This window comes from Rhodopila sp. (genome assembly GCF_035548235.1).
Classification (GTDB): Bacteria; Pseudomonadota; Alphaproteobacteria; order Acetobacterales; family Acetobacteraceae; genus Rhodopila.
In genome coordinates this window covers 1-12,065 of sequence record NZ_DASZTJ010000278.1, presented here as the reverse complement: position 1 = coordinate 12,065, position 12,065 = coordinate 1, and the positions used below count along the sequence as shown (strand labels likewise).

Genomic DNA, 12,065 nt, shown 5'->3' with positions numbered 1-12,065 from the left:
GGCCCTGAAATTCAAATGCTCCCCTAGCACCGGCCCGGCTTGGCGAACCGGGAAATACCGGTTTAACTGGTCCTGAAGCGGCTCGATCGAAGCCGCGTCAGGAACAGGGAAACGTCCGTGAGAAACGCTACCGCGCGCATCCTTTTCGCCGTCGGCCTGGTGATAGCCACGCTGTCCGCCGTCCCTGCCAAGGCCGCGACCACATGGGAATGCTACGTCTATAATCCGCTGACCAAGCTGCCATCCGTCGAAGCGGTGGCCAACATGATCGAAGAGGTCAAGGAAAAGACCCACGGCGACCTGATCATCAACATGCACCTGGGCGGCAGCCTGCCGATCAAGGCCGACGGCATCACGGCAGGCGTCGCCGACAACGTCATCCAGCTTGGCGACGACGGGTTCGCCACCGGCACCATCCCCGTCACCGGCGTCCTGCGCCTGCCGCTGCTGATCCAGAATGAAGACGAGATCAAGAAGGGGATTCAGATCCTGCGCCCCTATCTCGACGCGGCCTATGCCAAACGCGGCATCGAGGTGCTGGGCCAATACTACTATCCGGTCCAGGTCATCTGGGGCCGCAAGAAGATCGAAAGCCTGACCGACATCAAAGACCTCAAGCTGCGCGTCACCAGCGTGGAGCAGGGCGAGTTCATACGCCGCTTCGGCGGCATTCCGCTGACCATGGGTTCGCCCGACGTCGCCGCGGCGCTGGATCGCGGCGTCGTCGACGGCGCCCTGACCGCCAGCTCCGGCGGCGGAATCGTGTGGCACGACCTGCTGAAATACCGGTACGCCTTCCCGGTGTCCTGGGTGACCAGCACCTACATCGTCAACAAGAGCGCGATGGACGCCCTGTCCCCCGCCACCCAGGCAATCCTGCGCCAGTCCGCGGAGAAATGGACGGCATGGGCCTCCCAGGAAATGGCCCGGCAGGAGAATGAGCTGACCGCCAAATTCGGCAAGGAGGGCATGGTCCTGACCGACGCCAAGCCGGCGGAGATCAAGGAAGCCACCGACAAGCTCCGTCCCTACTGGGACGAATGGGCGAAGAACCACGCCGCGGACGCGAAGGAGGCCCTGGCGAAGCTGCGTGCCGCCGTGGGCCGGTAGGAACATGGGAAACGATCCCGAGGCGTTGGAGGACCGCTTCCATCCCGCACCGACCTGGCTGGAAAAATCCTGCATGGCGGTGTGCGCGATCTCGATCATCGCGATGGGCCTGATCGTCATCTCCGAGATCGTGACCCGCAACCTGTTCGGGTTCTCCTTCGAGGTGTCGGAGGAACTCGGCGGCTATATCATCGTCGGAATCTCGTTCCTCAGCCTGCCGGTATGCCAGGTCTATCGGTCGTATCACCACGTCCAATTCGTGCAGGCGCGCTTGTCGCCGCGGATGCAGGCGCTGTCGCACATCCTGTTCGACGTGCTGTCGCTGCTGTTCTGCCTCATTCTGCTGTGGCAACTGACCCGCTACGCGATGTCGTCGTATCAGTCGGGTGACCAGGCGCCGACCCCGCTGGGCACGCCGCTATGGATACCGGCGACGACGATGCCGCTGGGGGTGCTCGCCGCCAGCGTGTCGCTGCTCCGTTCCCTGATCGGGAACTGTCGCCGCTTTCGCGCCAACAGGGCGTAGGCGATGCACCTGGCCCTGCAACTGATCGAATCCTTCGGGATTTTCCTGGCGCTGCTGGCCGCCGGCATGGCGGTGCCGTTCGCCATCGCCGTCCCCGCGATCATCTACCTGCTGATGCAGAACGGCATCGCGGCGCTGCGGGGCATCGGACTGGTGACCTGGGGCAGCATGGACAGCTTCACCCTGACGGCCATTCCGCTCTTTGTCCTGATGGCGGAACTGATGCAGCGCAGCGGCCTGTCGTTCCGCATCTATCGCGGTCTCGCGAAGGTCGTCGCTCGGCTGCCCGGCGGACTGCTGCAGACGAACATCGTCGGCTGCGCGCTGTTCGCCTCGATCAGCGGATCGTCCGTGGCGACGGCGGCCTCGATCGGCGGCGTCGCGCTGCCGCAACTGGTGCAGCGCAACTATGATCGCCGGCTGTCGGCCGGATCGCTGGCGGCGGGCGGCACGCTGGGGATCCTGCTGCCGCCGTCGATCGCCATGATCATCTACGGGTCGTTCACCGATACCTCGGTCGCCAAGCTGTTCATGGCCGGTGTCATCCCGGGCGGGCTGCTGACCCTGATGTTCATGGCCTATATCGCGATCCGAGCGCAGTTCGGCGGCGCGGTGCCGCGGGGCGAAGGGGTTAGTGGGCAAAGCTGGCTCGCGGCCCTGACGGATGTCGTGCCGTTCGCCCTGCTGATCGGCGCGATCATGGGTAGCATCTATGCCGGCTGGGCGACGCCGACCGAGGCGGCATCCGGCGGCTGCCTGTTCGCCTTCATCCTGTGCCTGGTGTGGGGCGATCTGACCTGGGAGCACGGCGTCCTGGCACTGCAGCGGACGGTCCAGGTCTGCGGCAACCTGCTGTTCATCATCTACGCAGCCTATATCTATGCCTATGCGATCGGCGTGGCCGGCGTGGGGGAGAGCATCACGTCCTGGCTGGTGGGGCTGCACCTGTCCCACCTGGAGTTCTTCGCCTCCCTGTTCGTGCTGTACACGGTCCTTGGTTGCCTGGTCGAAAGCATCGGCATGATCGTCATCACCGTACCGCTGCTTTACCCGGTGCTGGGCCGCTATGGCATCGACCCGATCTGGTTCGGCGTCATCCTGGTGATGTATGTGGAGTTGGGGCAGATCTCGCCCCCCATCGGCATCAACCTGTTCGTCATCCAAAGCATCTGGGAGGGCGAACTTGGTGATGTCGTGATGGGAACGATTCCGTTCCACATCATCATGTTCGTCCTGCTGTTCCTGCTGACGGCCTTCCCGGCGCTGGCGCTGTGGCTGCCGTCGCAGATGAATTGACGGCGCGCGATCAGCCGCCGCCGTCGATCGTCAGCACCGTGCCGGTGGTGTAGCCGGAGACGGGGCTGGCGAGGAACGCCACGGCGTTGCCGATCTCCCGCGGGGTCGCGGCGCGGCCGAAGGGCATGCCGGCGGTCAGTTCGCGCCAGCGGTTCTCGTCGCCGAACTTCTCCTTGGCCTCGGCGCGGCGCAGCATCACCAGGCGGTCGGTCTCGACCGGGCCTGGATTGATCGCCACCACCCGCAGCCCGTCGGCGGGCGCCCCTTTCCCCAGCGCGCGGGTGAACGCCATCAACGAGGCGTTGCCCGCCGCACCGGCGATATAGCCGGTGGGGAATTTCTCGCCGGCCGCACCGATGACGTTGACGATCACGCCGCGGCCCCGCGCCTTCATCTGCCCATAGACCACCCGGCAGAAGGAGATATAGCCGAACACCTTCAGGTCCCACGCCTGCCGCCAACGGGCATCGTCGACCGACAGGACGTCGCCGGGCGGGATGGCACCGGCGTTGTTGACCAGGATGTCGATCTCCCCGGCCTCTGCTGCGACCTTGCGCACCGCCGCGTCGCTCGACAGGTCCGCCGGGATCGTCCGGACGTTGATCTGGCGGCTGCCGCGGATGCCGGCGGCGGTTTCCTCCAGCAGCCTGGCGTCCCGGGCGACGAGAATCAGGTTGCAGCCCTCTTCGGCCAGGACTTCGGCGGTGGCCTTGCCGATACCCTTGGAGCCGCCGGTGATCAGGACCGTCTTTCCGGCCAGTTGCAGATCCATGGTTACGCTGCCTTTCGTGTGGCGAGTTCCCTCTGTCGGCACGCATCGCCGAAAGCCGAGAAGATTGCAACGCTGTGCGGATTGTCCGCGAACGCCCATTCCGGGTGCCACTGCACGCCCAGCAGCCAGCCGGGCGCCTGCGGCATCGCCACCGCCTCGATCGTGCCGTCCGGCGCCGTCGCCTCCACGACCAACCCCGGCGCAAGCCGGTCGAGCGCCTGGCCGTGCAGCGAGTTCACCTGGATCTCGGCCGCGCCGAGGATGCGGGCGAGGCTGCCGGTCACCGCGATCAGGTGCTTTGGGCCATAGCGCCGCTCCTGCGGTCCTTCGCCGCCGCGATGATCGTGCCGCCCGTCCCGCAGGTGGACGCGCTGGATCAGCGTGCCGCCCAGCGCGACGTTCAGCTCCTGGATACCGCGGCAGATGGCCAGGACAGGGATGCCGCGGCGGACCGCCGCCCGGATCAGCGGCAGCGTCGTCGCATCCCGCTCCAGGTCATGCAGCTCCGGCGTCTCCGACTCCCCGCCATCGTAGTGGCTTGGGTGCACGTTGCTTGGGCTGCCGGGCACCAGCAGGCCGGAGAGCGTGTCGAGCAGCTCCAGCATCGGTTCGCCCAGCGGCGGGATCAGCACCGGCAGCGCACCGGCACCGCGCAGCACGGCCAGGGCGTAGCGGGCCGGAGTCTGGTGGAACGGCATGTCGTTCAGCGTCTTGGCGCAGGCGGGGATGCCAACGATCATTCTGCGGCTTGTCTCGGTTCGGGGTTGGGACGGAATCGGTCGGCGATGACGGCACCCAGCATGCCACAGAACATCATCGCTGCCATACCGCGCGGTGTTCCGTCGGTCAGCAGGCTGACCAGCAGGCCGGCGCTGGCGCCGAGGCTGAACTGGAACGTCCCCATCAGCGCCGCGGCGCTGCCCGCGTGATGGGCATGGCGGGTCAACGCGCCGGCATTGGAGTTCGCGTTGGCGAAGCCCTGGCAGCCGATCGACACCACCAGCGGCGCGATCACCAGCGGCAGGCTGTGGATGCCCGCGAACGCCACCACGCACAGAAAGGCGGTGCTGAGCAGCGACGTCCAGGCAATGATCGTCAGCATCCGGTTCAGCCCCAACCGCGGCAACAGCCGGACGTTGATCTGCGAGCCGCAGACCAGGGCGACCGCACACAGGCCGAAGACCAGTGCGAACTCGGACGGCGACAGGCCGAACCCCAGCTCGAAGACGGGAGAGCTGCCGGACAGGTAGGAGAACATGCAGAACGTGCTGCACCCGCCCATGATGGCGTGCATCAGGAAGGTCCGCTCGCGCAGGATCGACCAGTAGCGTTGCGCCTGGCCGTGGATGCTGAGGCGCAGGCGCCTTTCCTCCGGCAGGGTCTCCGGCAGGACCCGCACCGCGGCGAAGACGCAGGTGGCGCCGTAGAGCGTCAGGATCCAGAAGATCACCCGCCAATGCGCGAAGGCCAGGATCAAGCCGCCGATCGACGGTGCCAGCACGGGGGCGACGCCCATTACCAGCACCAGGCGCGACAGCATGATCGCCGCCGCCTGCCCCTCGGTCAGGTCGCGCACCACCGCTCGGGCGATCACCATGCCGGCCGAAGCGCCAAAGGCCGCGATGGCCCGCAGTACTGCCAGCGAACCAAGGGTCGGCGCCAAGGCGCAGCCGATGGTGGAGAGCGTGAACAGCGCGAAGCCGGCGGCCAGGGGGATGCGGCGGCCGAACCGGTCCGACAGCGTGCCCTGGCTGATCTGTCCGACGGCCAGGCCGGCGAACCAGCTCGCGAGCGTGAGCTGGGCGGTGCCGGGTTCGGTGCCGAACGATGCCTCGACCGCCGGGAAGGCGGGCAGGTACATGTCTGTCGCCGCCGGGCCCACGGCGATGAACAGGCCCAGCAGCGTCGGCAGCCAGGAAGGATAGCGGGAAGGGACGCTCATCTGGCGAAAGGTCTTCTTGGTTCGTGTTAGATGGGCGTTTCCGCTGGTGTTCGGCCGGTCGTGCGTCGAAACGGTCGCAAGGTCAAGAGTGCGTTGACAGGGCAGGGCGTTGGGGGGTAGGGACGCTGCCTCCGACATGGAGGGGTGCCCGAGTGGCTAAAGGGGACGGACTGTAAATCCGTTGGCGTGCGCCTACGTTGGTTCGAATCCAACCCCCTCCAGACGCCCGAACTTGGGGCGCCGTTCTGCCAGGAAATTCAATAAATCAGTGCCTTATGGGATGCCTATGGCATCGGTGGCGGCGCGTCCCTTCAAGCACTATCAAACCGGCGTCCATTGCGTCCGGAAGACAGTCCCGGGGTCTCGCGCGCCTCATCGCTAAGCCCGCGCTGCGGCGGTGAAAGGCGCGATGGACGAGCCGAACCTCCTCACTCATGGTACGGTCTCGGCGCGGAGGCCGGTGGACGGTACCCGGGATAAGTGGGTTGCCCCGACTATCCGCCGCCCACGACCCGCCTGAGCAGGTCACTGAGATGCTTTTGATGCGCTTCCGTCGTGTGGAACAGCATCTCGATTGTCCTGTGAAGGTCGGACATTCCGACCTTGAGACATTCAGAAGATTGGGTGACTTGCTCGAACAGTTGTTGCTCCTTTTGAGTAGCCGCAGCAGTCGCCTCGTCCATCACCGTTCCTTCCGATCAGCACGAGCATGTTGCAGCCGATACCACCACGGTTGGCTCCGTGATGCATGGCCATGATCGCGAACCTCTGCGGCCATGGTCCTGGATAAAGGCCGGAGCTGCCGCGAACCGTCGCTCGTCGCAGCCGACAGCGCGGTTTCAGACGGCTCTTCCTGCGCGCTCGTGCGGAATTATGCGCAGGAAGAACCTGGAGAATATGGGGCTGGTTTGCGGGACCGGATGGTCCCCGATCCTATTGGACCGATAGCCCAGGGGGATTTCGCCATCCGGGCGGAAACCCCGCCATCCAGCCGGCAGCCATCGACATCAGGACTGCGGCCAGGTCTTCGCCGTGATGTCGGAAATTGGCTCGTCACGATCGGGACAGATCGCCGACAGGGCCGACATCACCGATCGGAAGCGCTGCGGCCATCCCATCACCGGCTTCACGTAGACCGACCGCGCGTCACGCCACATGATGAACTCGAACAACGAGTTCTCGCCGGCGTGGAAGGCCAGGATCTCGTCGTACTCCTTGCCGTCCGAGACGTAGTCGAGGTGAACCCGCATGTTCAAAGCCTGCGCCTTCGCCCAGCTCTTCAGCAGCACGAGGTCGGGCACGCTGAACGAAAGTCCACGCACCGAGGAATCTTCCAGTTGCATGGCACGCATGGCTCTGTTCCCTCCACGAAATGAACACCCGCGCGGGACACCAGCCGGCAGGCGCGCGTCAGGCGCTCACCGCTTGCCTGGGCGTCGCGGACCGCTATCCCGCAATCGTGTTCATGTTGTTCGACAGACCCGCCGGCCGGCGGGTCGTGCTACCGATCGCCGCCTGGCGCCGGGAAAGATCCGGTCAGCACCGGAACCGTCCGGAACCGACCCTGAAACCCGCTATCATGTGACCTCTCCGTTGCCGGCCAAGCTGACGAGCGAAATTTATGATCCGGATTGCGGCATCACAACGGCGAACCATCTCCGCCAATTTTCCGGGAAAAAGGCTTTGGTCCATCGTGGAATGAAAGCCGCGGCCAATTGATACGGCTGCCCGCAATCGACTGTTTTTTCATAATAATTACAGATTTTCGTATTTTGTTCTTGATTTAGTCTAACGCTCTCTCTACAACCCATCCGAGCACTCAACGCAGGAACACACGCATGCAGTCCGGAATCAACGCGATCGTTCGGGAACGTATTAGGAACTTCCTGATTCCGCTGTTCTTGCAGGATGCCAATGACGATGCGGACCGTGCCCGTCAGGCGGTCGATGCCATGCTGGAAAGCTACGACCCACGCACCACGCGCGAACTGCGTCTCGCCGCACTGGCCATCGCATTCAGCCTCGGTGCGTTGGATGCCCTTGCCAAGTCCGCCAGCCAGGACGCCACCCTGTCTCAGGTGCTGCGCCTGCGCGGCAGCGCCAACGCCCTCGCCCGCTCCTCCGAAAAGGCGGAAGCGGCGCTGCAGGCCGAACGCGTCCAGCCCGGACCGGAAAACGACATGGAGATCACGCTCCCGGCCAGTATCGATCCGCACGCCCTGGTCGAATTCGCCAAGGCCCATCTGCCGTTGACGCGCCAGCAGAGACGCCTCGCGGAACGCCAGGCCGAAAAGCATCGCCGCCGACAGGAACAAGTCACGCGCCAGGCCATGCGGACGGTTCAGCAGCCGGCAGCGGCCGCCGCGGGATAAAGGGCAAGCCGCACGGGCGCGGTCAGGGGATCGCCACCAACACCTTGCCGCCGCGTCCGTTCAGACCCACCGCCTCATGCGCGGCAACAAGCTCTGTCAGCGGAAACCGCTGCGCGATCCGCGGCCGCAGCATGCCCGCGGTCAGCGCGGCGTTGATGTCGCACGCGGCCTGGTCGTGCGCCGTCCGGCCCATTGTATAGACGAGAACGAAATACACCGTGATGCACATCGACGACAGGACGGCATACGGCACCGTCGCCGTCGGCGCTCCGTCCGGCCCATTGAAATAGCTGGCGATCGAACCGCCCGGCTTCAGCACCGCGGCATCCAGATCGATGTTCTGCGAGAACGATACTTCTACGATATGATCGATCGCGCGGTCGCCACCGACCGCCGCCCGCAACCGCGCGACCAGATCCGGGTCGCGGTAGTTCAGCACGTCGTCGGCGCCTGACGCCCTGGCAACCGCGGCCTGCGCGTCCGATCCGGCGGTCGCGATGATCCGGCCGGCGCCGCCCCATCTCGCGAGTTGCACCGCGCACTGCCCGACCGCCCCGGCCCCGCCCGCGACCAGCACCGTCTTGCCGGCGACCGGTCCGCCGATGAACAGGCACCGATGCGCCGTCATTGCCGGCACGCCCAGCGCGGCGGCCGTGTCGTCGTCGATCCCCTCCGGCAGCCGCACGGCATGGTCCGCCGGCACCACCACATACGTCGCGCAAGTCCCCAGCGCTCGGCCATCGCGCTGCGCCTCATAGACCCAGACCCGCTCGCCGATCCGCGCCGGATCGACGCCTGGGCCGACTGCCTCGACCATCCCGGCCCCGTCATTGTGCGGAATGATCCGCGGCCATGGCATGGAGGCGTACTGGCCCCACCCCTCCCGCTGCTTGGTATCCGACGGATTGACGCCCGAGACCCGGACGCGCACCCGAACCTCGTTCGGCCCCGGTATCGGATCGGGCACTTCGCCAACCCGCAGGACGCCGTGCGCCGAACCTTTGCGTTCGTAATAACCTGCCAGCATGCCGGTTCCTCCCTCTCACCCTGTCGCTAAATACACCCGTACGGGATCTCAGCCAGGTCGTTAACCATTCGTTAAGAGCCCGCTGCTAGTGCTCAAGACAGCAACAGCAGGGCTTATCCCAATGGACGCAACGCGCATAAGACCGGCCGGCACGCGTGACAACGGAGACCGCCGGTACTCATCCGCCGGGACGTTGCGCCCGTGACGACCGACCGCATCCTTGGATACGCACCCCTCGAAGGTCTCGACGGGCTGCTCACCCGGCTGAACGCCGTGCCGGGACCGCCGGTCGAAGCATGGCACGGATGCCGCCTCGCCGCCGTCCTGCAATCCGAACCGCAGGACCTTCTGTTCTGCCGCCAGTCCCTCGCCAACTCCGCAGATTTCCTGGCTGTGGAGCGCCGGCTGGAGCTTGCCTGCCACGCAGGCCCGTTCCTGCCGCAGGACCCCTCGGCCGCCATCGTACCCTCCGACGCCGTGCCGGCGCTGTTCGCCCCCGCCTGGCTGGCCCTGCACACTGCACTGTCCACCCACGGCCAGCAGCGGCAATGGGATATCCACCTCCGCTGGTCGCCACGAGCCGCCGTCAACCATGCCAGCCCGCATCTCATGCAGGCGAGCGGCCGTTCCGAACGGGTGGCCGGCATCCGCGCCGCGCTGCGGACCGAGCGGGCGCGGCAAGAGGCGCGGTTGCTCAATACGCTCTCGCGCGCGGTGCTGGCCTTCGCGACCGACCCGGCCCGTGGGACCGGGACCGGCATCCGCGTCACCGCGCTGATCCGAACCGGCGCCGAGGCCGCCATGGAAGCCGCCCTCGAAGCGCTGGAGGAGCCCGATCTCGCCATCGAACTGCACGGCCCGCTGCCGCCGCTGACCTTCGCGCCGGTGCGCATCGCCACCACTGCTACAGCCGAGATCGCCGCCGCCTGGGCCGCGCTGGAACTCGACGACCGGATCGGCCGCGATGGCCTGCGGATGCAGTGGAATACTCGCGTCGCCAGCCTGCGGCCCGACCGCCAGCGCCATCGCCTGTCAGGCGCGGCACCCGGCATGGCCGGCCTGACCGATGCCTATCGGATGCTGCACGCCCTGCTGCCGCCTGACGGAACCGAGGCCAGCTACGCCGAAGCACTTGCCCAGGCCGGCCGCCGTCTGATCGTGCCGGACGCACCGCCAGGAATCACCTCGTCGCCGCAACGCGTCCAGTTGGAACTGGCGCAATGACCGCGGCCCCCGCCACACCCGTCAACAAGGAGATCGCGATGCCCATCGCGCAAGGATTAACCGCGGTCCGCGTCTTCCGCCCCGGCCGTCGCGTCGCCCTGATTTGCCTCGTCGTCGCGGCCGCCTCCGCCGTCACCAGCTTGGCGCTCGGTTCGCCTTTGTCGCGGCCCTGGACAGGCTCCGGCGACATCGACTGGCTGCCCTTCGTCGGCGGCGCCCTGCCGTTGCTGGCCATGGGCATCAGCGCCGTGGGCCTGTTCGGCGGCAAAGCGGCCCCGGCAGCGATGCCCCAGGTCGAAACCCTGATCCGGCAACTGAACGAGACCCTGTCCGGCCAGCGCGAGGAGGTCGCCCGCCTCCAGCGGGCCTGCGACACCGCCACCGAAGACGCCGCCAACGCGAGTGCCCGAATCGGCCGCGTGGCCGACGCCGCGATCGATGCCGAAACCCGCCTGGCCTCCGGCATGGCGCAATGGGAACGCAAGTGGGAAGAACACCTCGCCGCCGCGTCCCCCTATGGCGGCGCCACCGGCACGACCGAGGAAAGCCTGGCCGCGCGCGTCGTGCAACGCATCGAAGGCGTGATGCCGGACTTCGCCGACATCATCCGGACCAAGTTCTCCGCTTTCCCCGACCCCAGCTTCCACATCGCTGCCAGCCGCCTGAACGCCACGGTGGAAGCCGCCATGGTGACGTTCAAGGGGGTGATCGACGACGCCGCCGTCAAGATGGCGTCGCTGAACGAGATTTCCCAGTCGCTGCGGCGGGACGCGGTGGCGCTGGACCTGGCCGGCCGCGAGATCGCCACCGCCGGCGCGACCGTCGTCGCTCGGGCGGGCGAGGCGATCTCGGGCGTCGACGCCGCGCTGGCCAGCCTGCCGGCCGCCTTGGTCAGCGTGACCGGCGCCGCCGCCGAGATGAAGGGAAGCCTGGAAGAAGCCACGCTGGCCATGCGTGCCAACCGCACCGCGCTGATGACTGCCGGCGATCAGGCCGCGCAAGCCGCCGGCCGCCTGCTGGCTGCCGGCTCCGCCATCGAGGCGCAGCGCGAGGCCGTCGACGACGCCACCCAGCGCATCACCGTCTCCGTCGCCGAGGTCGTCGCCCGGGTCGACGCCGCTCAGGCCGACCGCACCACGATGGCGGAACTGGTCGAGCGGCTGCGGGAGGCCTCCGACGTGCTGACGCAGGAGACAGGCACGCTGACCCAGGCTGGCAAGGATGCTGCCGGCGGCGCCGACGCAACCCTGGTTGCGATCCGGGCCGCTGCCGGCGAGATGATCGAGCAGATCCGCGACGCGTTGGCCCCGCTGCCGGCCGCGACCGCCGAGTTGGCGGCTGCCGGGTCCAGTGTTGCCACCGAGATCTCCGCCCGCGTCGCCGAACGGATCGAGGCGGCGGCGAACGTGTCGACCGACCTGATTGCCCGGGTCGACACCGCCATAGGCTCCCTGGCCGAGGCATCCCGGATCGCCCCCGAAACCATCACCGAACGCCTCGGCAGCCAGATCGAAGCCGTGGCAAGCGCGGCCCGGCTTCCGTCCGATCTGGCGGAAACGCTGGCGCATGCCGTCGCCGAACGCGTCACCCCGAGCGTGGTTGGGCAGATCGACGCCGCGCTCGGCGCCGTGGCGACCGCGGCGCAGCTTCCGCCTGACCTGGCGGAAACGCTGGCGCATGCCGTCACCGAACGCGTCACCCCGAGCGTGGTTGGGCAGATCGACGCCGCGCTCGGCGCCGTGGCGACCGCGGCGCAGCTTCCGCCTGACCTGGCGGAAACGCTGGCGCATGCCGTC

12 protein-coding genes and 1 tRNA gene are annotated in these 12,065 nt (G+C 67.1%); 7 read left to right on the top strand and 6 right to left on the bottom strand.

Annotated features, from left to right (window positions below; translation table 11 throughout):
* The first annotated feature begins 117 nt into the window (after positions 1–117).
* From dctP to VHB27_RS22445, 3 genes are read left to right on the top strand one after another with little or no spacing between them, the layout of a single operon-like run.
* A complete protein-coding gene (gene dctP / locus VHB27_RS22455; RefSeq protein WP_325604794.1) occupies positions 118–1,110 on the top strand; it encodes a TRAP transporter substrate-binding protein DctP in 993 nt (330 codons plus the stop codon).
* Between the two features lie 4 nt (positions 1,111–1,114).
* Complete coding sequence (locus VHB27_RS22450) at positions 1,115–1,636, top strand: TRAP transporter small permease (RefSeq protein ID WP_325604792.1); 522 nt, start codon at positions 1,115–1,117, stop codon at positions 1,634–1,636.
* Positions 1,637–1,639: 3 nt separating this feature from the next.
* Positions 1,640–2,932 (top strand): TRAP transporter large permease, encoded by a 1,293-nt coding sequence (locus VHB27_RS22445; RefSeq protein ID WP_325604790.1) that lies wholly within the window; start codon positions 1,640–1,642, stop codon positions 2,930–2,932.
* 10 nt (positions 2,933–2,942) lie between these two features.
* Here the strand turns inward: VHB27_RS22445 and VHB27_RS22440 are convergent, their stop codons facing one another.
* Genes VHB27_RS22440 through VHB27_RS22430 form a run of 3 tightly spaced genes read right to left on the bottom strand, consistent with a single transcriptional unit; the run spans position 2,943 to position 5,646 of the window.
* Positions 2,943–3,704, bottom strand: coding sequence for a short-chain dehydrogenase/reductase (locus VHB27_RS22440; RefSeq protein WP_325604788.1), 762 nt, complete (start codon positions 3,702–3,704; stop codon positions 2,943–2,945).
* Positions 3,705–3,706: 2 nt separating this feature from the next.
* On the bottom strand, positions 3,707–4,444 hold the full coding sequence (locus VHB27_RS22435; protein WP_325604786.1) for a gamma-glutamyl-gamma-aminobutyrate hydrolase family protein: 738 nt from the start codon (positions 4,442–4,444) through the stop codon (positions 3,707–3,709).
* A complete protein-coding gene (locus VHB27_RS22430) occupies positions 4,441–5,646 on the bottom strand; it encodes a multidrug effflux MFS transporter (protein WP_325604784.1) in 1,206 nt (401 codons plus the stop codon). The genes VHB27_RS22435 and VHB27_RS22430 overlap by 4 nt, the downstream gene beginning before the upstream one ends.
* A 138-nt stretch (positions 5,647–5,784) precedes the next feature.
* On the opposite strand from VHB27_RS22430, the gene VHB27_RS22425 reads away from it, so the two are divergent.
* Positions 5,785–5,867 (top strand) — tRNA-Tyr (locus VHB27_RS22425).
* A 273-nt stretch (positions 5,868–6,140) separates the two neighbouring features.
* Here the strand turns inward: VHB27_RS22425 and VHB27_RS22420 are convergent.
* Both VHB27_RS22420 and VHB27_RS22415 read right to left on the bottom strand, forming a co-directional pair.
* A complete protein-coding gene (locus tag VHB27_RS22420) occupies positions 6,141–6,329 on the bottom strand; it encodes a hypothetical protein (RefSeq protein ID WP_325604782.1) in 189 nt (62 codons plus the stop codon).
* A 324-nt stretch (positions 6,330–6,653) separates the two neighbouring features.
* Positions 6,654–6,998: a hypothetical protein gene (locus VHB27_RS22415; RefSeq protein WP_325604780.1), complete on the bottom strand. Its 345-nt coding sequence runs from the start codon at positions 6,996–6,998 to the stop codon at positions 6,654–6,656.
* Between the two features lie 486 nt (positions 6,999–7,484).
* Here VHB27_RS22415 and VHB27_RS22410 point away from each other — a divergent pair, with 486 nt between their 5' ends.
* On the top strand, positions 7,485–8,018 hold the full coding sequence (locus VHB27_RS22410; protein WP_325604778.1) for a hypothetical protein: 534 nt from the start codon (positions 7,485–7,487) through the stop codon (positions 8,016–8,018).
* A 22-nt stretch (positions 8,019–8,040) separates the two neighbouring features.
* Here VHB27_RS22410 and VHB27_RS22405 read toward each other — a convergent pair whose 3' ends face one another.
* Entirely contained in the window at positions 8,041–9,045 is a 1,005-nt protein-coding gene (locus VHB27_RS22405; RefSeq protein ID WP_325604776.1) for an NADPH:quinone reductase, read from the bottom strand.
* A gap of 201 nt (positions 9,046–9,246) precedes the next feature.
* On the opposite strand from VHB27_RS22405, the gene VHB27_RS22400 reads away from it, so the two are divergent.
* Together VHB27_RS22400 and VHB27_RS22395 are read left to right on the top strand one after the other, a co-directional pair.
* Positions 9,247–10,269 carry a GvpL/GvpF family gas vesicle protein gene (locus VHB27_RS22400; RefSeq protein WP_325604774.1) on the top strand — a complete coding sequence of 341 codons (1,023 nt, stop codon included), beginning with the start codon at positions 9,247–9,249 and terminating at the stop codon, positions 10,267–10,269.
* Positions 10,266–12,065 (top strand): hypothetical protein (locus tag VHB27_RS22395; RefSeq protein WP_325604772.1); only part of this gene is annotated, 1,800 nt, incomplete at its 3' end. The genes VHB27_RS22400 and VHB27_RS22395, both read left to right, overlap by 4 nt.

Bases quoted from the DNA above. Each gene is read 5' to 3' on its own strand.
- VHB27_RS22450 (WP_325604792.1), top strand. From the start codon at position 1,115: ATGGGAAACGATCCCGAGGCGTTGGAGGACCGCTTCCATCCCGCACCG.
- VHB27_RS22445 (WP_325604790.1), top strand. From the start codon at position 1,640: ATGCACCTGGCCCTGCAACTGATCGAATCCTTCGGGATTTTCCTGGCG.
- VHB27_RS22440 (WP_325604788.1), bottom strand. From the start codon at position 3,704: ATGGATCTGCAACTGGCCGGAAAGACGGTCCTGATCACCGGCGGCTCC.
- VHB27_RS22435 (WP_325604786.1), bottom strand. From the start codon at position 4,444: ATGATCGTTGGCATCCCCGCCTGCGCCAAGACGCTGAACGACATGCCG.
- VHB27_RS22430 (WP_325604784.1), bottom strand. From the start codon at position 5,646: ATGAGCGTCCCTTCCCGCTATCCTTCCTGGCTGCCGACGCTGCTGGGC.
- VHB27_RS22420 (WP_325604782.1), bottom strand. From the start codon at position 6,329: ATGGACGAGGCGACTGCTGCGGCTACTCAAAAGGAGCAACAACTGTTC.
- VHB27_RS22415 (WP_325604780.1), bottom strand. From the start codon at position 6,998: ATGCGTGCCATGCAACTGGAAGATTCCTCGGTGCGTGGACTTTCGTTC.
- VHB27_RS22410 (WP_325604778.1), top strand. From the start codon at position 7,485: ATGCAGTCCGGAATCAACGCGATCGTTCGGGAACGTATTAGGAACTTC.
- VHB27_RS22405 (WP_325604776.1), bottom strand. From the start codon at position 9,045: ATGCTGGCAGGTTATTACGAACGCAAAGGTTCGGCGCACGGCGTCCTG.